At 31.0% G+C, this 25,664-nt stretch carries 14 protein-coding genes; 7 read left to right on the plus strand and 7 right to left on the minus strand.

All coding sequences use genetic code 11. The annotated features are described in order from the left end of the window. Positions 1-125 precede the first annotated feature (125 nt). Together tsf and rpsB are read right to left on the minus strand one after the other, a co-directional pair. Positions 126-926, minus strand: coding sequence for a translation elongation factor Ts (gene tsf / locus JK145_RS01040; RefSeq protein ID WP_220665020.1), 801 nt, complete (start codon positions 924-926; stop codon positions 126-128). 55 nt (positions 927-981) lie between these two features. After that, positions 982-1,686 carry a 30S ribosomal protein S2 gene (gene rpsB / locus JK145_RS01045; RefSeq protein ID WP_220665242.1) on the minus strand — a complete coding sequence of 235 codons (705 nt, stop codon included), beginning with the start codon at positions 1,684-1,686 and terminating at the stop codon, positions 982-984. 360 nt (positions 1,687-2,046) lie between these two features. Between rpsB and map the strand changes: the two genes are divergently transcribed. The 6 genes from map (at position 2,047) to recD (ending at position 16,329) form a co-directional block, all read left to right on the plus strand. After that, positions 2,047-2,817: a type I methionyl aminopeptidase gene (gene map, locus JK145_RS01050; RefSeq protein WP_220665021.1), complete on the plus strand. Its 771-nt coding sequence runs from the start codon at positions 2,047-2,049 to the stop codon at positions 2,815-2,817. 506 nt (positions 2,818-3,323) lie between these two features. Further along, the gene (gene dapD / locus JK145_RS01055) at positions 3,324-4,148 is read left to right on the plus strand and encodes a 2,3,4,5-tetrahydropyridine-2,6-dicarboxylate N-succinyltransferase (RefSeq protein WP_220665022.1); all 825 of its coding nucleotides are present in this window, start codon (positions 3,324-3,326) and stop codon (positions 4,146-4,148) included. Between the two features lie 1,542 nt (positions 4,149-5,690). Continuing rightward, on the plus strand, positions 5,691-6,554 hold the full coding sequence (lgt, locus tag JK145_RS01060; RefSeq protein WP_220665023.1) for a prolipoprotein diacylglyceryl transferase: 864 nt from the start codon (positions 5,691-5,693) through the stop codon (positions 6,552-6,554). 535 nt (positions 6,555-7,089) lie between these two features. Continuing rightward, positions 7,090-10,530, plus strand: coding sequence for an exodeoxyribonuclease V subunit gamma (gene recC, locus JK145_RS01065; RefSeq protein ID WP_220665024.1), 3,441 nt, complete (start codon positions 7,090-7,092; stop codon positions 10,528-10,530). 235 nt (positions 10,531-10,765) lie between these two features. Beyond that, positions 10,766-14,368, plus strand: coding sequence for an exodeoxyribonuclease V subunit beta (gene recB / locus JK145_RS01070; RefSeq protein WP_255555780.1), 3,603 nt, complete (start codon positions 10,766-10,768; stop codon positions 14,366-14,368). Between the two features lie 23 nt (positions 14,369-14,391). Next, the gene (gene recD / locus JK145_RS01075) at positions 14,392-16,329 is read left to right on the plus strand and encodes an exodeoxyribonuclease V subunit alpha (RefSeq protein WP_220665026.1); all 1,938 of its coding nucleotides are present in this window, start codon (positions 14,392-14,394) and stop codon (positions 16,327-16,329) included. 656 nt (positions 16,330-16,985) lie between these two features. Here recD and lysS read toward each other — a convergent pair. Together lysS and prfB are read right to left on the minus strand one after the other, a co-directional pair. Beyond that, positions 16,986-18,485: a lysine--tRNA ligase gene (gene lysS / locus JK145_RS01080; RefSeq protein ID WP_220665027.1), complete on the minus strand. Its 1,500-nt coding sequence runs from the start codon at positions 18,483-18,485 to the stop codon at positions 16,986-16,988. Positions 18,486-18,520: 35 nt separating this feature from the next. Continuing rightward, positions 18,521-19,618 carry a peptide chain release factor 2 gene (prfB, locus tag JK145_RS01085; RefSeq protein ID WP_220665028.1) on the minus strand — a complete coding sequence of 366 codons (1,098 nt, stop codon included), beginning with the start codon at positions 19,616-19,618 and terminating at the stop codon, positions 18,521-18,523. 482 nt (positions 19,619-20,100) lie between these two features. On the opposite strand from prfB, the gene ygfZ reads away from it, so the two are divergent. Continuing rightward, on the plus strand, positions 20,101-21,090 hold the full coding sequence (gene ygfZ / locus JK145_RS01090; protein WP_220665029.1) for a tRNA-modifying protein YgfZ: 990 nt from the start codon (positions 20,101-20,103) through the stop codon (positions 21,088-21,090). A 58-nt stretch (positions 21,091-21,148) separates the two neighbouring features. Here the strand turns inward: ygfZ and JK145_RS01095 are convergent, their stop codons facing one another. The 3 genes from JK145_RS01095 to ubiH all read right to left on the minus strand — a co-directional run bounded on the left by JK145_RS01095 (position 21,149) and on the right by ubiH (position 24,906). Beyond that, positions 21,149-21,799, minus strand: a complete 651-nt coding sequence (locus tag JK145_RS01095; RefSeq protein ID WP_220665243.1) for a hemolysin III family protein — start codon at positions 21,797-21,799, stop codon at positions 21,149-21,151. 688 nt (positions 21,800-22,487) lie between these two features. Beyond that, complete coding sequence (locus JK145_RS01100) at positions 22,488-23,726, minus strand: FAD-dependent monooxygenase (RefSeq protein ID WP_220665030.1); 1,239 nt, start codon at positions 23,724-23,726, stop codon at positions 22,488-22,490. Further along, the gene (ubiH, locus tag JK145_RS01105; RefSeq protein WP_220665031.1) at positions 23,719-24,906 is read right to left on the minus strand and encodes a 2-octaprenyl-6-methoxyphenyl hydroxylase; all 1,188 of its coding nucleotides are present in this window, start codon (positions 24,904-24,906) and stop codon (positions 23,719-23,721) included. Before ubiH ends, JK145_RS01100 begins: the two co-directional genes overlap by 8 nt. Positions 24,907-25,664: the final 758 nt, after the last annotated feature.

The raw sequence follows: 25,664 nt of genomic DNA on the forward strand, positions 1-25,664 counted from the left end.
AATGGTAAAGTCTCATAATACCTTTTTAATTTACTTTTTAGTTTAATTGAAGCAATCCAAAAATAACCAAAGTAATTATGTTTATAGTAAGTAAAAATCAATGTTAAACTAAATTTTTTTCTCTATCATACTCCGCCTACTTCGAAACGAATAAAATCATTAATTTTTGCGTTATGTTCACTTAATAATTGACCAACTTTTTTATTTTGATCCATGACAAAATTTTGCTCAATAAGAGAAATGCCTTCCATAAACTTACGCATACGACCATCTACAATCTTATTGATAATTCCATCTGATTTTTTTGACTGTTCAGCAATAGACCACTGAATTTGATATTCACGAGAAAAAACTTCAGTTGGTATATCATATTTATTAATATATTCTGGCTTACTGGCGGCGATATGCATCGCAATGTATTTAATTAGTTCTTTGGATATGTTGCTACCGGAAACTATAACTCCAATGCGTGTATTGTGTAGATAAAAGCCGATATGATCCCCTTCTAGAATACCGAATCGACGAATATTGATATTTTCACCAACCTGCCTAATTAAAAAAGAACATTGTTCCGCGCATACCTTTCTTAGTGTGTTAACATCAGTAATACGATCGTGTAATGCGACGTTAACAACTTTGTTACCAAAATCATTGAAGTTTTTATTTCTAACTACGAAATCAGTTTCACAGTCTAGCTCAATAATAACTCCATGTTGTTTGTTTTTGCAGATTTTAACAAAGATTGCTCCTTCTCCTGTAATGCGCTTTATTTTCTTAGCAACTTCAATTTTTCCAGTTTTGCGCATTTCTTTAATGGCTATCTCTATATTGCCGTTAGCTTTAATAAGCGCTTTTTTACATTCTAATAATCCTATTCCGGTGCGTCTACGTAATTCCACAATTAAAGCAGTAGTGATTTTGCTCATTTTCTTACAAAAACTCTTCTAGTTAAAATGTTATTAAAATTATAAAACTGAAAAATTAATCGTGATCCAGTAACAATTCATGTGAATGTCCTTCTCGAAGAGCAGCAGAAACGTAATTTAAATAAAGATCGATTGCGCGAGCAGCATCATCGTTTCCAGGAATAATAAAATTTACACCGTTTGGATCAGAATTTGTATCAACAATAGCGAAAACTGGAATACCTAAATTATTAGCTTCATTTATAGCGATATGTTCATGCTTGGCATCGATAACAAAGAGCGCATCTGGTAAGCCACCCATATCTTTGATGCCGCCTAAACTATTTTCTAACTTTTCGAGCTCACGAGTGAGTATCATTGCTTCTTTTTTTGTTAATTTTTCGAGGGTTCCATCTTGAGACTGATTTTCTAAATCTTTCAGTCGTTTTATAGACTGACGAACTGTTTTCCAATTAGTCAGCATTCCTCCTAACCAACGATGACTAACGAAAAACTGATCACAACTTTTAGCTGACCTTCTAACCGCTTCACTTGCAGCTCGTTTTGTGCCAACAAATAAAACTTTTCCTTTATTTGAGGCAATTCTATTCAGTTCAACTAAAGCTTTATTAAATAATAATACAGTTTTTTCTAGATTAATAATGTGAACTTTATTACGAGCACAGAAAATAAATGGCTTCATCTTCGGATGCCAATAGCGGGTTTGATGACCGAAATGTACGCCAGCTCGCATCATATCGCGCATGGAGACTATTTCCATAAATAAACCTCTATAAATACAGGCAATATTATAATATGTAGTCGACGTGACGTCCTTTTTTTTGCTGCAAGATTTCCTTAGTTTTGTTTCTATCCATCCAAGAACATTTAAATGACACGTACTAGTTTGCATTTACAAAGTCAAATAAAAGCTAGCTAGATAAACATAGTTCCAAAATTTCTTGGAAAGTAATTCAAGAATTAAAGTTTGACTATTTCCTTTTGTTGTTTTATTTTAGCATAAACAAGTTAATTTTTTCAAAAATCTTTAGAAATTCGAATTAGCACAGATTTTGATTAGCATTCAAAGTGCTTGAATCCTTAAAGGATAAATACTAGAAAAAACATCTTATAATGAAAAATGACTATTTCTATTAAAACAGAAAAAGACATTATGAAAATGCGCACTGCGGGTCAACTAGCTTCTGAAGTACTAAGTATTATTGAGCCGTACATTCAACCAGGAATTAGTACTGGAGAGCTGGATCGTCTCTGTCATCAACATATTACTAAAAAGCAGCGAGCTATTTCTGGATCACTTGGTTATCATGGATTTCCAAAATCTGTTTGCATTTCAGTCAATGAAGTTGTATGTCACGGAATTCCATGCGATAAAAAAAAACTTAAAGAAGGAGACATTCTTAATATCGATGTTACAATCATTAAAGATGGATTTTATGGAGATACATCAAAGATGTTTACTGTTGGAAAATCAACAGTTCTAGGTGATCGATTATGTCGTGTAACAAAAGAAAGTTTATATTTAGCAATTCGCATGGTTAAACCTGGAATTCGTTTACGAGTCCTAGGAAAAGCGATTCAACAATTTGTCGAATCTGAAAACTTTTCAGTGGTTCGTGATTACTGTGGGCATGGTATTGGCAAAAACTTCCACGAAGAGCCACAGGTATTACACTACGATGCCGATGATGGAGGTGTAGTTTTACGACCTGGGATGACCTTTACTATTGAACCTATGGTCAATGCTGGAAGCTATCGTGTTTACACTATGAAGGATGGATGGACCGTTAAAACGGAAGATCAAAGCTTATCTGCACAATATGAACATACGATAGCAGTTACTAATGAAGGATATGAAATCATAACGCTACATGCTGATGATTCCTATTAAGTCTTACTCAAAAGAATTAATTATTCAATAATATAGCAGATAATATACTTAATATAATTAACTTGTTAATTATATTAATAAGCTAGAAATTTTCTGGTACGTTTTAGTAATTGTAATGAACTTGTAATTTTAATCAAATAGAAAACAAACATATACTGTTTTTTCGTAAGATAAGATTGATAAAAATTTTATTTTGAATTTTTTTAGCACTAAATCATATTTTTTGAATTAAATTTTTTATACTCGGCGTTTATTTTCATCAAAATTTTTAAAAATTGCATATTGTCATGTTTAAAGAAGTTTAGTTAGTTTAAAATAATTCTACTTTGATATTTTTAATAAAATCTAAAAACTTAGATTAATCTCGTTAGAGATTTTTCTTTCAAGAAATTGTTCAGTGAAACAAAAAAATCTAAAAGAAACATCTTCTTAACTGCAAGAAATAAAGACTTTCTTGATTAAAATGAAAAATAATCTCTTCAATAAAATTTAATTTAAACGAATTGATGCATTCACTAAAAAAAATTATAGAAAACTTATTTGAACAACGTGATTCGGTTTTTGAAAAAAATATCGATAGTTCTGTTCGTAATTCGATTGATGAAATCATTGTAGCTCTTGATAGAGGAGAGTTACGAGTCGCAGAAAAAATAAACGGGGAATGGATTACTCATCAGTGGATAAAAAAAGCGATATTGCTTTCATTCTACATGTCAAAAAATCAGCTGATAAAAATTGGTAAAGCGCGCTTCTTCGACAAAGTAGAAATGAAATTCAATGGATGGGATCATGCCCGTTTTTACCAGGAAAAATTTCGTGTTGTACCTCTTGCTACCGTACGGAAAGGTGCTTATATTGCTCGTAATGTAGTTTTAATGCCATCCTATGTTAATATTGGAGCATATATTGATACAGGCACTATGATAGACACCTGGGCTACAGTTGGCTCGTGTGCACAAATTGGAAAAAACGTTCATTTATCTGGTGGTGCTGGCATTGGAGGCGTCTTAGAACCACTACAGACCACTCCTACCATTATAGAGGATAATTGTTTTATTGGTGCTCGCTCTGAAATAGTTGAAGGAGTAATTGTAGAAGAGGGGTCAGTTATTTCTATGGGGGTATTTATTGGCAAAAGCACAAAAATTTATGATCGTGAAACAGGTAAAATACACTATGGTCGAATTCCAGCTAGATCACTTGTTGTTTCAGGTAGCTTGCCTTCTGAAAATGGACGCTATAGTGTTTATTGTGCGGTCATTGCAAAAAAAGTTGATGCCAAAACTCGTGAAAAAGTGGCCATTAATAAGTCACTTCGTATCATTACGTGATTAGTATTATATAATATTATTATTATGATTTCAGTGAAGCAAATCATAATAATAAATAATTTATGTTTATGCGGAGTTAACAGAAAATGGAGTCTTTCTATCTGAAAAAGAATTACATTTTTTATTTTGATTGGAGAACGGAATATCCATAAAAAATGGTTTACTAATTTTTGGACTTTTTCAAAACTTATAAAAAATTTAAAAGATACTTTAGGGAATTTATAATAAACATTTTATTTTAGCAGCAAATATTAGATTCCGTTTCAAACTACCGAATCTATTTTCATAAAATAGCTAATAACCAAGGAATGAATTTTTGATTAATACTTCCATGTTTTTGAGAAGTCTTTATAAGCAAAACTAACAATATTCAGAGTTCTATTAGCCTTTTAGGTTTGTATTCATAGTGTGTCCATAGAAACTAGGACAAAACATATTTTAAGTATGTGTATCTTAAACTATCCTAAAATACCGACGAATCTAAAGAATATCTGTTTTCTGATTAACATCAATCAGTTTTATATTAAAATTGTTAGAACTATTTATTCCAAAGTAAATGAAATCTAATTTTCCTCTCTTTGGAAAAGGTTTTTAATTTTTAAGCATTCGAAAATTATAACACAAAAATTAACTAGTTATAATCTCACCGAACTTTAATTAAAATTAATCGTTGGTTATATTTTAATAGTTTTGATAATGAAAGAAATATTTCACATCTTAAATAAAATTTTTTCAAGTAAATAAAATTTATAAATGAACTAAAAAAATAAATCATTAGTTCAAAAAAACACTGATATTAAACAAGTTTATAGTAAATTGCAATAAGATATAGTTTTTTACATATTGCTTTATATTGCATAGTCTGGCATTTAATTAAGAACAAAGATTCAAGTGTAAAACAAATTCAACATATCTTATTATCATTGAGTAAAATCACTTTTTATTCATAGATGTTATACTTACCTTAAGTAAAACTGGACTTTTTATTCACTGTAACAGTATTTGCTTACTATCATAAATGAGGTAAGACTTATTATAAGGTCCTATCAAGATTGATAATGATCTTCTTTTGGAGGAATAAGAGGTCATTTTTTTGTAAAATTTTTTTTGATAAAAAAGACTCACTAACTAATTTTGGTAGTTCGTGTGTATTACTTCCAAACTTTTTTCTTTTTATTTATATTTTAATGATTTATGGCGTATTTAATACATTTCAATTTAGTCTTATGGTGTATTGAACTCTATTTAGAAATAACATTAAGCATTTTAAATGCTATCATCTGTCACTTTAATAGAAAAGAAAAAACATTAAATTGCTAGCCTTGAATAATAACTATCTTATTACAGAATTCGAATATTCTATAATGATTTAAATAAATAATTATTTCTTTACTATCTTCAAAAGAGTAATTTATTTAATTAATAAAACTAATATTTTTTTCAAATTTTTAACTTTTATAAGTAACAATTTGGTAGAAAGATTATAACCATACATTATATCAACATTTACAAAATATATTTTTAGGAATAGGTGCCGTAACTGTGAAAGAAACTAGTTATTTAGTTTTTCCTCAATATGATCCAGTAATTTGTTCTTTCGGACCGATTTCATTACATTGGTACGGATTAATGTATGTTATAAGTTTCATCTTTACTATATGGTTGGCAAAAAAACGTACAAATCTTCCAAACAATGATTGGACTAAAGAAGAAACTGAAAGGCTTCTATATGCCGGTTTTTTAGGTGCATTACTTGGAGGTCGTGTTGGTTATTTACTGTTCTACAACTTTTCTCTATTTCTTAAAGAGCCTCTTTATTTGTTTAAAATTTGGAATGGAGGTATGTCGTTCCACGGTGGACTTATCGGAGTAATTTTGGTGATGTTTTGGTTTGCTCAATGTACTCGTCGAAACTTTTTTAAAGTATCTGACTTTGTTGCACCGATAATTCCATTTGGATTAGGAGCTGGTCGATTAGGTAATTTTATCAATGGTGAATTATGGGGAAGAGTCACAATAAATTCCCCTTGGGGGATGCTTTTTCCTGGATCTCAACAAGAAGATGAACAACTGCTTTTAACTCATCCTCAATGGCATATACTGATTGAAAAATATGGAACATTACCTCGTCATCCATCACAAATTTATGAATTTCTATTAGAGGGAGTAACTTTATTTATAATTCTCAATTTTTTCATTCGAAAACCACGTCCAGTTGGAAGTGTGTCCGCTTTATTTTTGATTTTTTATGGAGTTTTTCGAATTTTGGTTGAGTTTTTTCGTCAGCCAGATAGACAACTAGGTTTGTTTGGAGGATTCTTTAGTATGGGGCAAATTTTATCATTTCCAATGGTTGTGGCAGGCTTAATCATAATGGTTCGGCATGTCAAATATACCACTCATTAGTAATGAATTTTTAAAAAAACATTCGAATAGTAAGTTTTTTAATTAGAATTATAAATTCTTCTTCTATCTACGTTCATTTAAAATGACGATCATTTATAAATGATGCCATTTATTTAAAATAAGCAAAACTTTTTCTTTTTTTTTGAAAAAATACATTTCATTCCTTGAAATGGATACACTATTAATTGTTTATAGAAAAATTGTGCATATACTAAAATAGCCATATTTAGTTTAATTTATTCAAAAATTTCTCTTCAAATGTTATTTAGTTAAATTTTTAGTCTTTAAATTAACTAGTTTTATACATATTTCAAAGTATTGATGTCCAATACTAGATAAATAATTTTTTTTCTAGAAAAACCGATCTCGATCGAACATCTTCTTCTAAAATAAAGAATTTCACATAGTTAAATTATTTAATACTGTTAAAAGTAAAAAAGCTTTCTTTTCATTATAATTAATATTAAATTGCGCGTTTTTATCCCAATTTAAAAAAACTAACTTTTCCTCCTGAAAAAAATTCAAAAGAACTAAAATGTTTACAGTTTACCATTCTAATCGACTAGATGTATTAAAGTCCATTATGGGCTCGCAAATAATAAATTGTCCACTGGAAAATCCCTTTCAACCAGAAATAGTTCTGGTACACGGAAATTTAATGGCAAAATGGTTGCAAATAGAATTAGCAAAAGAGTTTAAAATTGCCGCTAATATTAACTTTTTGTTACCTTCTAATTTTATTTGGCAAATGTTGTCTCGTCTCTATCCTGATGCTCCAAATTTAAATGATTCATTTATAAAATCGGTAATGGTATGGAAGTTGATGACACTACTTCCTTCTTTATCTAAACATCCTGATTTTGAATTAATTAGAAAATATTTACACTCTGATAAGAATCAACGTAAAAGTTTTCAACTATCAAAAAATATAGCTGATTTATTTAATCAATATTTAATTTATCGACCTGACTGGCTGGAAGCTTGGGAAAAAGGAAAATTAGTGGACGAAATAAATGAGACACAAAAATGGCAGGCGATGGTTTGGAAAGCATTGGTAGAAAACACTGAACGAAAAGAAGGATTTCTTTGGCATCAAAAAAATCCCTATCAACATTTTTTCAAAACACTTATGCAAAGCCAGACGCTTTCTATTGGACTACCAACTAGAATATTTATTTTTGGAATATCAACATTACCGCCGACTTATTTACAAATGTTACAAAGTATGAGTCATCATATTGACATTTATTTTTTATTTGCAAATCCATGCAGTTACTATTGGGAAACTATTTACAATCAGACTTTTCCTGCTCAGTTCTTGTCCCCTTTTAGGAAAAGGCATTATCAAGAATCGATAACTATTACACGAAATCTATTTCAGCATTCAAAAAAAACTGAATTATCGTTTGATAAAAAGCTAAGAGGAAAGAAAGTTGCTAACCCATTGCTTATGTCTTGTGGAAAACAAGGAGGTGATCTTTTGTTGCTTTTGGAAAAAATAGATAAGATTCTAAATATAGATGCGTTTACAAAAAAAAAAGTAAAAAAAAGAAAAAAAAACTTACTAAATGTATTGCAAAACAATATTCTAATGCTCGAAGATCAATCAGATGATGCTAAAAACTCTAAAATAAAAAATCAAAATGAAAGAAAATACTCTTTTCAAAAAAAAGACCGTTCAATAAGTTTACATTCCTGCCATAGCCAACATCGAGAAATAGAAATATTGCACAACAATTTACTAGCAATGATGACGGAGGATCCAACACTACGATTGCGTGACATTATTGTAATGGCTCCTGATATCAATCGATATATACCATCGATTACAACAATATTTGGAGGTAATATTAACAAGGAGTATCGTTTGCCTTTTTCAATTTTGAAAAATCGAACACAGTACCTTCACCCTATTTTAATAACTTTTCTCAATTTATTAAAGTTGCCGAAAAGCCGTTTTTTTTCTGAACAAATTTTTGAACTATTAGAAGTACCAGCGTTAGCGAATTGCTTTTCTATTGATAAAGAAGGAATCCGATTACTGCGAAAATGGGTGGAAGAATCTGGGATTCGTTGGGGATTAGATGATAATACTTTGCATGCATTTCACTTACCTGTTACTTTCTGTCGTCATACTTGGCAACACGGTCTAACTCGAATGCTTTTGGGATACGCTATGGACAGCGATAATGGAGACTGGAGAAATATTTTTCCTTATAAAGAATCTAGTGGATTAGTAGCTAACCTAGCTGGTCAGTTGGCAGAATTCTTAAAAAAATTAAAAAAATGGCGTGATTATCTTGCCATATCTCATTCTCTAGATGATTGGTTAAACTGTGCCAAACAAATAATTGAAGATTTTTTTAGGCCTAATTCTAAAGAAAAAGAGATTCTAAAATTCTTAGAAAGAAAATGGAAACAAATAATAATATATGGTTTAAAATCAAAATATACTCAATCTGTTTCATTGGCTATATTACAGGATGAACTAACTTCTTCTTTAGAAGAGGTAGAACAAGGAAATCAGGATTTTATGGCTGAGTCAATTATTTTCTGTACTCTGATGCCAGAAATATGTTCTATTCCGTTTCGAGTGATATGTTTATTAGGTATGAATAGTGGTATTTATCCACGTACGCAGCCAGCATTAGAATTTGATTTAATGAAGCAAAAACCTAGGTGTGGAGATCATAATTTGCGTGATGAGGATCGCTATTTATTCCTTAAAGTACTTATTTCTGCGCAAAGTTATTTATATATTAGTTTTATCGATCAAAATACTAGAAATAATTCACACTGCTATCCGTCGACACTTGTAAGTGAACTAAGTAATTACATTGCACAGAATTTTTATTTTTACGAGGATAACTTTTATATAAATACAACTGAAAATCAATTTTATCGGGCACCTTACCTATATCAGAAGCACAGTAGGATGCCTTTTGCGAAAGAAAATTTTCTTCCTAATAGCGAATGTCAAAGCTTTGCTTCAGAATGGTTAGCCGCTGCTAATGGCTCCGGAAAACCACAAAAAAACTTTTTCGTTCCTTTGAAAACACAGTTATCTCAAAATTCAACATTCTCATTAGACGATTTGTTATTTTTTTATCGTCATCCAATTCGGGCTTGGTTTAAAAAACGCTTGAAAATCACTTTCCATAAAAAAGCATATAAACTATCAGAAAGTGAGCCTTTTACTATTGACAACTTGACCAAGTATAAAATTAATAACTGGCTAATTAATTCGCTTGTTAACGGAGAGAATTCCGCTGATTTGTTTAGGAAGGCATGCGGTACTGGATTGATTCCATATGGAGTTTTTGGTGAATTATTTTGGGCTGAACAATTTCAGAATATTGAGAAACTTGCTACACAGGTCCGATTCTGGAAATCGATAAAAACGTTTAATCTTGAAGTAGATCTATTGTTAGATGATATCAGAATCTCTGGTTGGTTAACTACAGTGCATACAAACGGGTTATTACGATGGAAACCAGGTACATTATCAGCCAAAGATGGATTGTTACTGTGGTTAGAACACTTAATTTATTGTGCGCTGGGTAATCAAGGAGAAAGTAAAATGCTTGGCATACGTGGTGAATGGTGTTTCGCACCACTCTCCGTTTCCCAAGCAAAAATATTTTTAACCTCACTAGTTACTGGTTATTTTAAAGGCGTGAAAGATCCATTATTACTTCTTCCGAGATCAGGGGGAGAATGGTTGACTCATTGTTTCGATCGAACTATACGAAATATTGATTGGAGTAAAAGCTGCCAAAAACGAGCAAATGATGCACTTATCAAAACCTGGAAAGGAAGTTTTTTTACCACAGGGGAAAACAAAGATCCTTATATTCAAAGATTAATACCGCATCTGGATCAAAAACATATTCAAAATATTATCTCTATTGCGAAGCAATATTTTTTACCACCATTCATATTTAATTTAGCAGAAAATTTTTTCTATAAAAAATAGAAATAACTTTTATGTTAAAAAATTCAATAATAAGAAGGAAAATAACTTAACTTCTTTTTTAAAGAAGAATCTTAAATATTTTTGCAGTTATGGTAATTGAGAAATTATTCCAATATTAGAAATCTTTTTATTATCAACTAAGATTAGTTAGTTACATAATTTCTGATAGAGTAAAATCATCCTTACAATGTTATTCTTCTTATGGCTGAATAGTTTGAAGGTAAGGATTACCACATTGAAAATTTACAATAACCCCAATGTCTTAATTTCACCACTAAAAGGTATTTGCCTTATTGAATCATCAGCGGGAACAGGCAAAACTCATACCTTTATCACTCTTTATCTTCGTTTACTGCTTGGACTTAATAGTACTTCGACAAACTTTTCTCGTCCATTAAAAGTAGAAGAAATATTAGTAATAACTTTCAAAAAGGCTTCAATCGAAGAATTTCGTGCCAGTATTTATGAATATATTCATAAGCTTAGACTAGCCTGCTGTCAAGGTAAAAGCGAGAATGCGTTATTCAGCGCTTTTTTAGGACAACTTAATGATCATCAACTTGCCTCCTTATATTTGCTTAGAGCGGAACAGGAAATGGATAAAGCGTCTATTTTTACTATTCATGGTTTTTGTCGTCACGTACTAGCTTTTAATGTAATTAAGTCAGATATTTTATTTCAGCAGTCGATAATAAAAGATGAATCCAAACTATATCATCAGGCAAGTGCTGATTTTTGGCGTCGACACTGTTATTCTCTTCCATTAGAAGTTGCAAAAATAATACGACAACATTGGAAAGGACCAGAAAATTTACTAGCAGATTTACTTCCTTATTTGTACAGGGAACCTACTCCTACTATTTTAGTAGATGATTCAAAAGAATTTAGTATGTCTTTTTTGGCACAACATACACACATTATTGCTAATATTAATACACTAAAAAAGAAATGGCTTTCAATTTCGTCTAATCTTCTAAAAATTCTTTCCTGCTATAACCTTGATCCACATGTCTATAATAGAAAGAACATCCTATCTTGGATAGACAAAATAGATTTTTGGGCAAATCAACCTACTATCGACTATTGTGCGCCAGTTGAGTTAAAACAATTCACAATTTTTGTACTAGAAAAAACGATAACCAATCAGAATTCATCCTTTCATGCATTATGTAATTCAATAGAAACTTTCTATCATTACAGAAGTTCTTTGCGAAATCTATTTTTTTTAAAAGCTTTAAAAGAAATACGACAATCAGTACAACAAGAAAAACATTGCCAAGGAGAAATTGGATTTAATGATTTGCTAAGTTATTTTGACCAAATAATAGAAAGAGATAATGGAAAACTTGCAAAATCAATTCGCTTACAATATCCAATGGCTATAATTGATGAGTTTCAAGATATTGACCTACGACAACAGCGTATCTTTTTTCGCATTTATAAAAATAAATCTAACTGTGTACTACTTCTAATAGGTGATCCAAAACAAGCAATTTACACTTTTCAAGGAAAAGCAAATATTTTTGCTTATATAAATGCTCGCGTTGAAGTAAACACTTGTTATACTTTTGATACAAACTGGCGTTCTTCTTCTGGAATGGTCAATGCTGTAAATCAATTATTTCAGAATCTTTATAACCCATTTATTTTTAATAAAATTCAATTTTCTCCAATGAAAGTTCACAAAAACAACATTTTTTTACGACTAATAATACAAGGAAAACCACAACCAGCATTACGAATGTGGTTGCAGCCAGGAAAAGGTGTAAATATAAACGAATATCAATACTACATGGCACGTTTATGTGCCACTACCATCCATGAGTGGTTATTTGCTTCACATAACGAAAAGGCCTGGTTGGAAAATTATTGTCAAGGAAGCCAACGACGATTAACGGCTTCAGACATTACAATATTGGTACGCAATAGGGAGGAAGCCTGCATAGTACGTGCTGCACTATCAGAACTCATGATCCCAACCGTATATCTTTCTAATCAGGAAAATATTTTTTGTACTTCAGAAGCACATGAATTACTTTGGATATTACAAGCAATATTAGCTCCAGAAAAAGATAATACATTACGTACTGCACTATCTACCAAACTATTAGGTCTTAATGCCCTTGATATTGATGCTTTAAATAGCAATGAGCAATGTTTGGCGCAACAAATCGAAAAATTTATGAATTATCGCTTTCTTTGGAAGAAAGATGGAATATTCTCAATGCTTCGCCAAATAATGATAGATTATTGTATTGCAGAAAATCTTTTAGTTAATCAAAATGGCGAACATCGATTAACAAATATCTTACATTTAGGTGAATTATTGCAAGAATCTTCATTTCATTTAAAAAATGAAGATTCTTTGGTTAAATGGTTAATATCACAAATAGAAACTCCTAGTGTACAAGAAGAAACCCAATGTATACGGTTAGAGAATGATCGTCCTATGGTGCAAATTATTACAATACATAAATCGAAAGGACTAGAATTTCCAATAGTATTCTTGCCTTTCGCCGCTTCTTTTCGTATACAAAAACAACCTCTATTTCATGACAGAAAAACATTTTTAGTATGGCTAGATCTTTGTAAAAAAAAGGAAAATATGCAATTAGCAGAAGAAGAACGACTTGCAGAAGATTTGCGGTTATTATATGTAGCAATAACACGTTCTGTATATCATTGTAGTCTTGGTATTGCTCCGCTATATCGAGGCAATCGTAAAAAAGTTGGCGCTAGTGATTTGCATTTAAGTGCACTCGGTTATCTAATCCAACAAGGGCATAAAGGTAACTCTGAATATTTGCACGCACAACTATTGGCACTTGAAAAAAGATCTGGTGGAGACATTTCTTTATGCAAAGAAGCTCAAAAAATAAAAAAATCATATTTCTCACTTTTTTCATTATCAAAACAAACTCCAGTTTTACAAGCTCGCCAATGTCTCATAAAATTTCCTCGAGATTCTTGGAAGATAACCGGTTATTCTGAATTACAGCGATACAATCATCAGTCTTTAATGACGAAACTACAATCAAGTATGTCAAGTGCAGCAAATCTAATAGATGGTGAAAACAAAGGAGAAAAAAAAACATATGAAATGCCACAATTAACAATACATTCATTCCCACGAGGAACAGAAACAGGAATATTTTTACATCGCGTATTAGAAATAATAGATTTTAAAAAACCAATAAACAAAAAACAATTAAAAAAAGAACTGATACAGCATGATATCGACACTGTTTGGATGCCGGTAATAGCCGATTGGATAGAAAAAATTGTCGCTATGCGATTAAATAAAAACAATACCCTATCTCTCACAAATATAGATGCTAATAGCAGTTGTACTGAATTAGAATTTCACCTTTCTATTGATTCTTTAGTGCAGGCACATAATATAGACTCACTTTGTAGGCATTACGATCCTTTATCCGCAAAAAGCCCACCACTACACTTTCCTCAAATTAAAGGAATATTAAAGGGTGTTATTGATTTAGTATTTCGTTGGCAAGGACGTTACTACCTTTTGGACTATAAATCCAACTGGTTAGGCAACGGAAATGCTGCATATACTAGAACAGCAATAGAGAAAACTATGATTTTTCATCGCTACGATTTACAATATCAATTGTATACTCTAGCTGTCCATCGTTATTTACGTTCTCGTCTGTCTGACTATTTTTATTCACGTGATTTTGGAGGTATATATTATTTTTTTCTACGTGGAGCCGAAACAGCGGAACTAGAAAGAAGCATTTTTTACTATCGTCCAAATAAAAATCTAATCGATAAATTAGACGACCTTTTTATTAAAAAAAATGATTCTAAAAAATAAAAAAATAGGAGAAAGCATTACTAATGGAGTCCATTCTTTACGAAGCAAAACAATTAAACCTATGGAGATCAATAGATATTCAATTTGCTCTTATGGTGGCAACACCAACCCAGCCAGCATTAATGTTAGTTAGCGCTTGGTTAAGTGCTGATACTGGTGCTGGTCATACTTGTTTACCAATCAAAATGTTGACTCCAGAGAAATTATTTGATGGAAAAATGCCTATTTTAGCCAAAAAAGCATGGGAAAAAGCTGGATGTTCCTCTGTAGACGAGTGGGAAAAAATTTTACTAGCATCACAGGCAGTTAGTAATGGTTCTCACCAAACTCCATTAGTACTAGACATGGAAAACCAACTTTTATACTTGCATCGTATGTGGCGATATGAGTGTGAAGTAGCAAAATTCTTTAATACAGCTCAATCCTTTCCTATATCGGAAAATGATGAGAAAAAAATCAAAGTCATATTAAATGATTTTTTTCCTATGGAAATTAGTAGTAACAAATTAACAAATATTGACTGGAACAAAATCGCTGTAGCAATAGCAATAACTCGTTCAATATCAGTAATATCTGGAGCACCTGGAACTGGGAAAACCTTTACTGTTTCAAAAATTTTAGCAGCATTACTGCAACTTAGTAACGGAAAAAACTTACGTATATTAATGGCGGCACCCACTGGAAAAGCAGCGGTTCGATTAAGCGAAGTCGTACATTTGTCGTTAAAACATTTAGGCTTAGAAAAAAAACAAAAACTGAGACTTCCTTGCTTCGCCGTTACATTACATCATTTACTTGGTATACAACCTGACAGCAATAAGACTCGTTACCACCGCAATAATCTTCTTTATGTGGATATTTTAGTGATAGATGAAGCGTCCATGATTGATTTACCAATGATGGCTAAAATCATAGATGCAATTCCTTTGCAGGCAAAGGTTATCCTTTTAGGAGATTGTCACCAATTACTTCCAATAGAAGCAGGGTCAGTATTAAGAGATATTTTTCACTTTGCTAAAAGTGGATACAGTTTTAAACAAAAAAGAAGACTTATGCGAATAACAGGCTGTGTATTACCAAATAATAACAAAACAAACAACAATATCGATACTAATTTCAATGTAGCTGATAGTCTATGTTTGCTTAACAAAAGTTATCGTTTTGACGAAAATTCTGACATTGGCCGTTTGGCAGATATGATTAATATTGGCGATAGTGAAGGTGTGTTATCTTTATTGACATCCGAGACGATTTCAGATATAAACTACTCATCACTATGTGATCAAAAAGAAGAATATGAACTTATAATAAAAACATGTATCAACGGATACTCAGATTACCTAAAGCGAATTAAAAACTTTGATCAACCAGCTGTTATTTTAAGATCCTTTAATCAGTTTCGTTTGTTATGCGCTTTACGTGAAGGACCGTTTGGAGTTGAAGGTCTTAATAATCGTATTGAGAACAATTTAAGTCAAGCTGGATTATTTATTATCGACAGCACGAAAAATAAACACTATGCCGGTCGACCGATAATGGTCATGTGTAATGATCCATCTTTAGAACTATATAACGGTGATATAGGTGTTATTCTTTTTAAGAAAGAAGATGAAAAAAATGGATGCCCGCTTCTTCAAGCGTGTTTTTCTTTGCCGAATGGAAAAATAAAAACGGTGGCACTAAGTCGCCTTCCAAAACATGAAACCGCCTTTGCAATGACAGTGCATAAATCTCAAGGTTCAGAATTTCAACAAGTGACACTAGTGCTTCCTAATTATAGTGTTCCTATTTTAACAAGAGAACTATTATATACGGCAGTAACACGTGCTAAGTCAAGGCTATCAATTCATGCTAGCAAAGAAATAATGCGATACACTATTCTCACTAAAACTCAACGTCATAGCGGTTTAGTTAAACGACTTAATACTTTTAAAGAGAAAAGAAGACTTATAGCAATCTAGATCAATATACTGCTTTCCCTTTCAGGATAAAAGGGATCAAAATTGACAAAATGAAATAATTAGCCTTTTAGATAAAAAAACCCTTTGGACTTAATTTAAATCCCGGATTTAATAAAATAAAAAAAAGCAAGCAATAATCATTGGTTCAAAATAAATTACTAATAATTTATTTAACTAATTAAAATTAGTAGCTTTTTAGTAAAAGCAAATACACTAGAAAAATTTCTTATCTTTGATAAAGAATATAGATTATCTCTATAAATAAGAAAAGATTAATAACTTCATTTACTTTATATGAATTTTTCGTTAGCACCTAAGAGGCACGATTTAAGTGTAATCGAATTTATAAATAGTCAGAAGTCAACGTTTAATCACTCAACTCTATATTTATTGCCTATTTACTTAAGCGATAATTAACATAACAATGTTTAATACAATCTACAAGAATATTGTTTTTTCCAAATATTATGTAGTTCATTGAATATATTGTTTATATAAAGTTCTACAAACTAATTGTGTAATTAACATGTCGTTTAAAAAAATAAAACTAGAAAAAAATTTTTTGAACTTTGTCCTGACTTAATGGAATACCTATATAGAAAAAACAGCAGTGGAAAAAAGAATTATTTTTTTATCTTTTAAAGATGAGAATTTATTTAAATTGTTTTTTTTGGACGCATTGTTGGAAAAAGAATTACATCTCGAATAGTATGACTGTTAGTTAGAATCATAATTAATCGATCAATACCAATTCCAAATCCAGCAGTAGGTGGTAGCCCGTATTCTAGGGCAGTGATGTAATCTTCATCGAATAGTGTTTTGTTACCACCAGGTTCTTTAGATTTAATTTGCTCAGAAAACCGCATTGTTTGATATTCGGAATCATTGAGTTCGGAAAAACCATTACCAATTTCAAGACCCCCAATGAAGAGTTCAAAGCGATCAGTAAAGAACGGGTTATCGTCACTTTGTCTTGCTAATGGAGAAATCTCAGTTGGATAAGATGTAATAAAAATTGGTTGAATGAGCTGGTCTTGTACTTTTTCTACAAAAATTTTAGCTTGAATTCGGCCTAATCCCCAATGTTTATTAATTTTGATGTTAAGGGACTCTGCAACAGCAGAGGCTAAATTTATATCGTTCAATTCTTCAGAACGAATCTTTGGCAAAAAACGAAAAATAGCTTCTTTCATGGTCATTTTTGCAAATGGATTACTAAAGTCAAACGTTTGTTGTCCATAGTTAATTTTACTTTTGTTAAATACCCGCTGCACTAACGTATAGCATAATGTTTCTATCATTTTCATTAAATCAAGATAGTCCGCATAAGCCATGTAGAATTCCATCATAGTAAATTCTGGATTGTGACGAGGAGACAAACCTTCATTACGAAAATTTCGATTAATTTCAAACACTCGCTCAAATCCTCCTACTACTAATTGTTTTAAGTATAGTTCAGGTGCAATACGCAAATACATATTAACATTTAATGCATTGTAATGAGTAATAAATGGACGCGCCAAACCACCTCCTGGAATAGCCTGTATCATTGGCGTCTCTACTTCTATGAAGTCATTATCCATCATAAATCGACGAATTTCTGCTATAATACGAGAACGAGTTTTAAAAATTTGACGCGAGTTATCATTAACAATTAAATCAAGATATCGTTGTCGATAACGAGTTTCCTGATCAGCTAATCCGTGAAATTTATTTGGAAGCGGACGAATTGCCTTAGTTAGCAATCGGATTTCAATACATCGCACTGACAATTCGCCTGTACGGGTTTTAAATAGTTTACCACGTGCACCAATAATATCCCCAAGGTCCCATTGCTTAATTTTTTTATTATATTGTTCCTCTGGAAAATAATTTTGAGAAATATATAACTGAATTTTTCCACTTTTATCCTGTAAAGTAATAAAAGAAGCTTTTCCTATAATTCGACGAGTCATTATTCGCCCAGCAATTCTGACTTCGATATCTAATTTTTTTAGTTCTTGGTTACTTCTTTTATCATAAAGAATATGCAATTCGTTAGACAAAGAATCTCGACGAAAATCATTGGGAAAAGCAGTGCCTTGCTTACGTAGTTGAGCGAGCTTTCTTCGACGAGAACGAACTTCCTCATTGAGGTTTAGTAGCTGGCGATTCATTGGATTGTACTTTAAATATATTTTGGTAAATTCCTTTATAATCCTGTTTTAAGGCTAGCTTTAATAAAATTATCTAGATCTCCGTCCAAGATTGACTGGACATTACGCGTTTCTACTCCAGTACGAAGATCTTTAACCCGAGAATCATCAAGCACGTATGAACGAATCTGATTTCCCCATCCGATATTTGATTTAGAATCTTCTAACTTTTTTTTTTCTGCGTTCTTTTTTCTTAATTCAAATTCATATAATTTAGCCTTTAGCTGTCTCATTGCTTGATCTTTGTTCTTGTGTTGCGAACGATCGCTTTGACATTGAGTGACAATGTTTGTTGGCAAATGAGTAATACGTACGGCAGATTCAGTTCGATTGACATGTTGTCCTCCTGCACCAGAAGCACGATAAACATCAATATGAAGATCTGTTGGACTAATTTTAACGGTAACATCGTCGTTGATTTCTGGATAAACAAAAGTAGAACTAAACGACGTATGACGACGACCTCCAGAATCAAAAGGACTTTTTCGCACTAATCTATGTACGCCAGATTCTGTGCGTAACCAACCATATGCATAGTTTCCTATAACTTTTATCGTTGTCGATTTGATGCCAGCTATTTCTCCTTCGGACTCTTCGATGATTTCAGTTTTGAATCGATGTGATTCAGCCCATCGTAGGTACATTCTAAGCAACATGCTAGCCCAGTCCTGAGCTTCTATCCCTCCAGATCCAGCTTGAATGTCGATATAGCAGTCAGCGCCATCATGTTTATTTAAAAACATACGATGTAACTCTAATTTAGTTAATTGTATTTCCAAATCATTCAGTTCAGACTGAACTTCAAAAAAAGTTTCTTCATCTTTTTCTTCTATTGCAAGCGTTAATAGGTCACTAGTATTTTTTAAATTTTTTGTGAGTTTTTGAATAGACTTTATCGTTGATTCTAGGGATGAATATTCCTTACTTAAAGCCCGTGCTTGCTTTGGTTCATTCCAAATATTCGGCTGCTCTAATTGTATTTTTATTTTATTAAAGTATTTTATTTTAGAATCGTAATCAAAAAATTTCTTTATAAGAAATATCCTCTCTAATAAATCTCGGATACGACTTTTTACTTGATGAATTTCAAACATAAATTAATTTTTAATTTTTCTTCTTAAGAAAGAACTAAGCACCTTCACAGTTCTTATAAAGATTATCTCACAGACCAGAGTAAAAAATACAATGTTTATAATAAAAATTTTTGTAAAGGATTTAATTGGTTAATAGTGGTAGATTGCTTATGAGAAACTAATATTCCTTTACAAGGATTAAAAACCTCAACTTAGTCTTATCAAATCCAGTTTGATCTTTCTACTCATCATTAGTGTAGTAATCTTACTTATGTTTTTACATTTTTGATTAGTAAAAATTGTTTTCAACTAGAAAGATAGTTTGTACTTTAGTAATTGATTACTGTATTTTCCTTTTTTTGATTGTTTTTTATAAAAAAGTTCAAATTAATTAGTTGCACAATAAACTGATTTGTTATTTCTATTTCAATCTTTGATAATTATTTATATTATTTTTACTCTTAAAAAAGTACTATTAGCTTTTCAAGTTAAGGAGATCCTTTGTGTCATTATTAACTCAAGTTCCTTTTTATGCATGTTTACCGCCATCGCTATCTAAATATTTATCTTTATCTCTTATTTCTCTAGAAGATTGGGCGTTAGTGATAGTTAATGGTAAAGATGCTAAAAAATATCTTCAAGGACAATTAACATGCGATATTCTATCGCTAGATTTTAATCATTTTAGTTTTGCTGCTCATTGCAATTCCAAAGGAAAAATGTTTAGCCATTTACTTGTTTTTCATTATCGCAATGGAATTGCGCTTATCGAACGTCGGAGCGTACGAGATATTCAAGTTGCTGAATTAAAAAAATTCTCTATTTTCTCTAAAACAGAAATTATTACTGATGATAATACAACCTTATTAGGAATAGCAGGTACACAAGCTAAAAAAATGCTAGAACATTTTTTTTCTGTTCCAGATAAGTCTTATCCTGTAAGCCACCATCATGATACTGTATTAATTTATTTTAGTCTTCCAATACCACGGTATTTACTAATAACAACACCAACAGTTCGTAATATGTTATATTATATGTTGAGTAAAGAAACTCAACTTAAAGATAGCCAACAGTGGCTATTACTAGATATTGAATCGGGTTATCCAATCATTGATATAGCTAACATTACTAAATTTATCCCTCAGTCAACTAATGCAGAGGCATTAAATGCTATTAGCTTTAATAAAGGATGTTACTTGGGTCAAGAAACAGTAGCGCGTGCTAAGTATTGTGGGACTAACAAAAAGTCTCTTTATTTTTTATCTGGTAAAGCAAATAAACTTCCTACCGTGGGCGATTCATTAGAGCTTAAGGTAAAAAAGGATTGGAGACGTACAGGAATAGTTCTAGCTTCCTGTCGATCAGATAAAGGTACTGCTTTGGTGCAGGCAGTATTAAATAATAATTTAGCATCTAGTGATTTGCTACGTGTATGTAATGACGTCAATAGTCTTTTATCTATACAGTCTCTTCCGTGCCATAATCAATGATATTAATCAATATATTTAGTTCCTTCGTTTTAGTGCTTAAATATTTAAATTATTTTGATCAATTCTCGAAAAGATGAATAGCTAGAAAATGACAAACGGTCCCTATCAGAACAAATCCATGCCATATAGCATGATTAAAAGGTATTCGTTCCCAAAGATAGAAAACTACTCCTAGTGAATAAATCATGCCTCCAGCACTCAATAACAAAAAATTCGTAATAGGTAATTTTTGAAAAAGCTGATATATAAGTATTATTGAAAACCACCCCATACTTAAATAAGTAATAATCGAGATAATCCGAAAACTACGATTTATTACTAATTTGAATATAATTCCGCTTATTGCCATGATCCAAATAGTTATTACTAACCATTTGGCTATAGAAGAAGCCAGAACAACCAGTAAAAGTGGTGTATAAGTACCGGCAATTAACACATAAATTGCACAATGATCAATTTTTTTAAGCCAATTTTTAGTCCGAAGGTTAGTAATAGCATGGTATAAAGTTGAGGATAGGTAAAGCAAAATCATGCTTCCACCATAGAGACCATAGCTCATCATAACGAGAGCATTGGCACCAGATTTTTCTGCTTGATTAAGCATTAAAATTAAACCAATAATGCTAAATACTACTCCTAAACCATGAGTAACACTACTAATTATTTCTTCTATTAAAGAATATTGTTTGATTAGTGATTTGTTTTCCATAGGATTTCTAATTTTAATTAGATAATACATATCTACTACAATTAATTTTTGCTTGCAAGTAAAACCTTTAACCAAAAATTAGAAATGATAGATCAATTTGATTGTATATGTCATAACTTTTAAGTTAACTGTTTGTGCGATAAAACTGATTCTCTTGCTAAAGCTTTTTCGATTAAAAACTATCTTCCTTTTCATAAGATTAAATCGACTAAAGCATTTTTTATGTCATTTTCATCTTTGATTATTAGGAATAATAATTCTTGTAAAGAATTTAATCTTAAAAGATTCTGTTAAGTTTAACTAGGTAACTATTCAAATATTCTCTAGGCATTATTTTATAAAATATTTCAATTGAAATTGCTATGTGTTTCAAACACATAAAATTTGTTTATCCCATACAGAAATTTTATTTTAATTTAAACAAGTCATTATGATAAATAAATATGTTAAGAATTTACTTCTTTGAAGCTTATTACTATTCAATCTAATAAGTCGAGGAAATAAATAACAATTTAAAAAATTTTAGTATTTTTTCTTTATCTAAGGATGGATTTTTCTGCCTTTAAATGAATCTTGAAGAACAAGTTCTTTATTCGCTATATAAGCGAATAAAGAACTTGTTCTTCAAAACTTTAAGATCTTACTGTTTTTTTTCTAGGATTTAAACTAAATAAATAATTTATTTAAATTAAAAAATCTTTCCTTTTACCAACCATGGGGATGGTTTTTGAAATCCCATTATCTTACGAATAAAATGTAATTTTATCTCTGGAAAATTATTTCCTAACCACAATCCAATATGTCGAAGACATCTTTTAGTAGGATGTTGGTGAATAAAAAGTTCATAAAACCATTGCATTTCTTTTAGCATTAATATGGCATTACATTTTCGGTTGTATGAATGAAATTGCCAATAAGGATAATGACCAATATCTTTGCCTTCGTTCTGAAGGCAATGTAGCTTTTCTAAAGCCATCGCAACGTCCATAAATCCTATATTTACATTATGCCCTACCGGTGAATAAATAGTATGAGCAGCATCGCCCAACAAAATTAGGCGATGTGTAGCAAAATTGCGAGCATAACAACCAGTAAACAAAAATACCTGTCTTTTATCTTCTTGGAGTTTACATAGCCCCAAAATTAAATCAGCTCTTCTTGAAAGAAGAACATTAAATATATTTATAGATTTTTCTAGATATTTATATGCCATGATCGCTGGCAAAGACCAAATAATAAAACTAAGATAAGAATCTTTTAATGGTAAAAAAGTTAAAATTCCATCATCGTAGAATATTTGTCGAATGATACCTTTATGCGGCAATTCTGTGTGAACAATGGCTGTCATAGTATGGTGCTGATAGTTTCGAAAGATCATCGGAATTCCTGCACTTGTCCGTATCCAAGAACACATATCATCTGCTGCTATTATTAGTTTAGCCTGCAGTTTACGATTGTCATTAAGCTTAATAAAAACTTTGTCCTTTTCCCAACTTACTTGATGGAGTGGATTAGAGATTATAAGCTGGACATTTTCTAACTTTTCTACTCTTTCCAACAAAACTTTTTGAAGCAAAGTATATTCTATAATGTATCCAAAATCTTGATCTATTGATTTAGAATAATCAAAATGTACACGTCCGAAACCATCTTGTTCTGAAATTATCACCTTTCGAAAAGAGTTGATTTGCTTTGCAGAAAAAGATTCCCAAATATGTAAATGCTGCAACAACAACTTGCTTGCATTATTTATAATGAATATCTTTAAATCTTTCTGACTTAGTTGAGACACCTCTTCTGATTTTTTGGATGTAATAATTGCGATTCGCAATCCAGATGCGTACAAACCACATGCTAATGATAAGCCAAAAATACCATTACCGTTAATAATTAAATCAAACGCTTCTTGCATAGAAGTCTCAGTCATTAAGATAATGTGTTAATCCTAAAAAATTTTTTACTAGTATTTTTCGCAACATCGGACTGCAAGCTAAGGTAAAAAATCCGATATTACGGGCAATCACTAGTGGCAAACAATGATTACTAAACAGATTAATTAGTCCGTCTGTAATGTTAATTACATTTTCTCGATCTAGTTTGCGAAGCTGTTGGTAACGTAATAATACTGCATAACTACCAATGTCTTCTTTTTTCGTTATAGCTTGTATTATTGTTTTTGCCAGAATAAACGCATCACGAAGGCCAAGATTGCACCCTTGACCAGCAATTGGATGTAAAGTTTGAGCTGCGTTACCGACAAGTACTAGCCGATGACTTATTTGCCTTTGTGCCACTCGCAAATATAATGGATAATATTGACGTTTTCCAGAAACAGAGATATCCCCAAATTTCCAGCTAAATATTTTTTGTAAGGCTTTGCAAAATTTTCTATTATCCCATTTACTGATTTCTTGTCCAAGATCTTCTTGAAGACACCAGATAAACGAGCTACGTAAATTAGATATGGGTAACACTGTTAATAATCCTTGAGAAGTAAAGTATTCAAATGCATTTCCATAATGAGGGATATTTGTATTAATGTTGGCAACTATTGCAATTTGTTGATAACTACTTTTTTTCCAATAAATACCGCAAGGGGATATTGATTTTGATTTTGCGCCCTCGGCAACTATCACTAATTTTGTATTTAACTCTTTGCCATTATCTAAGGTAATAATTGTTTCTTGATTCTGTTGCTTAAGAAAAACAATTGTTGCTGGACAATGTAGTTGAACACCTGGAGCTTTTTTCAATAACTCAAATAATTTCTTGCCTGCTTTACGTAATTCTATAACGTAACCTAATTCTGAAAGTTGATAATCTTTAGCTGAAATATAAATTTTAACGAATTGTCTTTGAAGGATTACTTCTATTTGTGTAATTATGGTAGAAATAGAACGTAATGTTTCCCAAATTCCTACCGAATCCAAACGACAACAAGTTCCTATTGCTAAAGCAATAGCTCGAGAGTCAAATCCTGCATGATTATGATTTTCTGGAACTTTCGATTCTATCAAATTAATTTGTAAAGCACCACGACTAAGATATGAAAGTGTCAATGCCAACGTTGCACCAACCATGCCTCCACCGATAATGCTAATGTTCATTAGATCTCCTTAAAAACACAAACCTCTTCTAAATCCGTAACAATCATATATAGTTAATCTATTGAAAATAAAACTTTTTAATTTATTTTCAGTGTGTGAATTAGCAAAATACTTCGATATTAAGACTTAATTTCAGAAATTTCACGCTCCTAATTAAGGAGCAAGATTTTAAAAAACATAGTAATTATTATTTGCCTGTCAAATTAGAATAGCTTTCTAGGCAGCCGTTCCGTTATCAATGAAGTAAAAAATTTTTAATAAATTTTTTCGGAAATTTTTTTCAGAAAAAATTTGTGTTTTTATTTATCTATGAGAGAACTCTTTTTTATGAATTTGAAATTTAACTGTAAAAGCTTAATCGCTTAATTGATTTAGCCAATTAAGCGATTAAATAGTACTTAAAAATATATGTCAGTTTAAACCAAATCAGCAGACAATATTTCATTTGATTGAAAAATTTTAAATATTATAAAAAATTTTTTATTAATCTGATTTAATTTTAGATAAAAATTCGAACAAAGCATGTTCTTTATTTAAATCTCAAAAAGATCAACACAATCGATGCTTAATTGTGAATTAAAACGATTGGATTTTTTAAAATCCATTCATATCTTAATTCTAATTAAAAAAAATATTTTCGCTTAAAAATTAATAAGCGTTCATATAAAAACTAAAATTTTTCTATATGTAATATAGCTGTTACTAGCATTAAATTAATAATAAATAATAGAACTGATTTTTTTCAAAAAAGTTAAAGT

The sequence above is a fragment of the Sodalis sp. CWE genome, assembly GCF_019646055.1.
Taxonomy (GTDB): Bacteria; Pseudomonadota; Gammaproteobacteria; order Enterobacterales; family Enterobacteriaceae; genus CWE.

Coding starts and splice junctions, on each gene's coding strand:
- tsf (WP_220665020.1), bottom strand. CDS start 926: ATGAGCAAAATCACTACTGCTTTAATTGTGGAATTACGTAGACGCACC.
- rpsB (WP_220665242.1), bottom strand. CDS start 1,686: ATGGAAATAGTCTCCATGCGCGATATGATGCGAGCTGGCGTACATTTC.
- map (WP_220665021.1), top strand. CDS start 2,047: ATGACTATTTCTATTAAAACAGAAAAAGACATTATGAAAATGCGCACT.
- dapD (WP_220665022.1), top strand. CDS start 3,324: ATGCATTCACTAAAAAAAATTATAGAAAACTTATTTGAACAACGTGAT.
- recC (WP_220665024.1), top strand. CDS start 7,090: ATGTTTACAGTTTACCATTCTAATCGACTAGATGTATTAAAGTCCATT.
- recD (WP_220665026.1), top strand. CDS start 14,392: ATGGAGTCCATTCTTTACGAAGCAAAACAATTAAACCTATGGAGATCA.
- lysS (WP_220665027.1), bottom strand. CDS start 18,485: ATGAATCGCCAGCTACTAAACCTCAATGAGGAAGTTCGTTCTCGTCGA.
- prfB (WP_220665028.1), bottom strand. CDS start 19,618: ATGTTTGAAATTCATCAAGTAAAAAGTCGTATCCGAGATTTATTAGAG.
- JK145_RS01095 (WP_220665243.1), bottom strand. CDS start 21,799: ATGGAAAACAAATCACTAATCAAACAATATTCTTTAATAGAAGAAATA.
- JK145_RS01100 (WP_220665030.1), bottom strand. CDS start 23,726: ATGACTGAGACTTCTATGCAAGAAGCGTTTGATTTAATTATTAACGGT.
- ubiH (WP_220665031.1), bottom strand. CDS start 24,906: ATGAACATTAGCATTATCGGTGGAGGCATGGTTGGTGCAACGTTGGCA.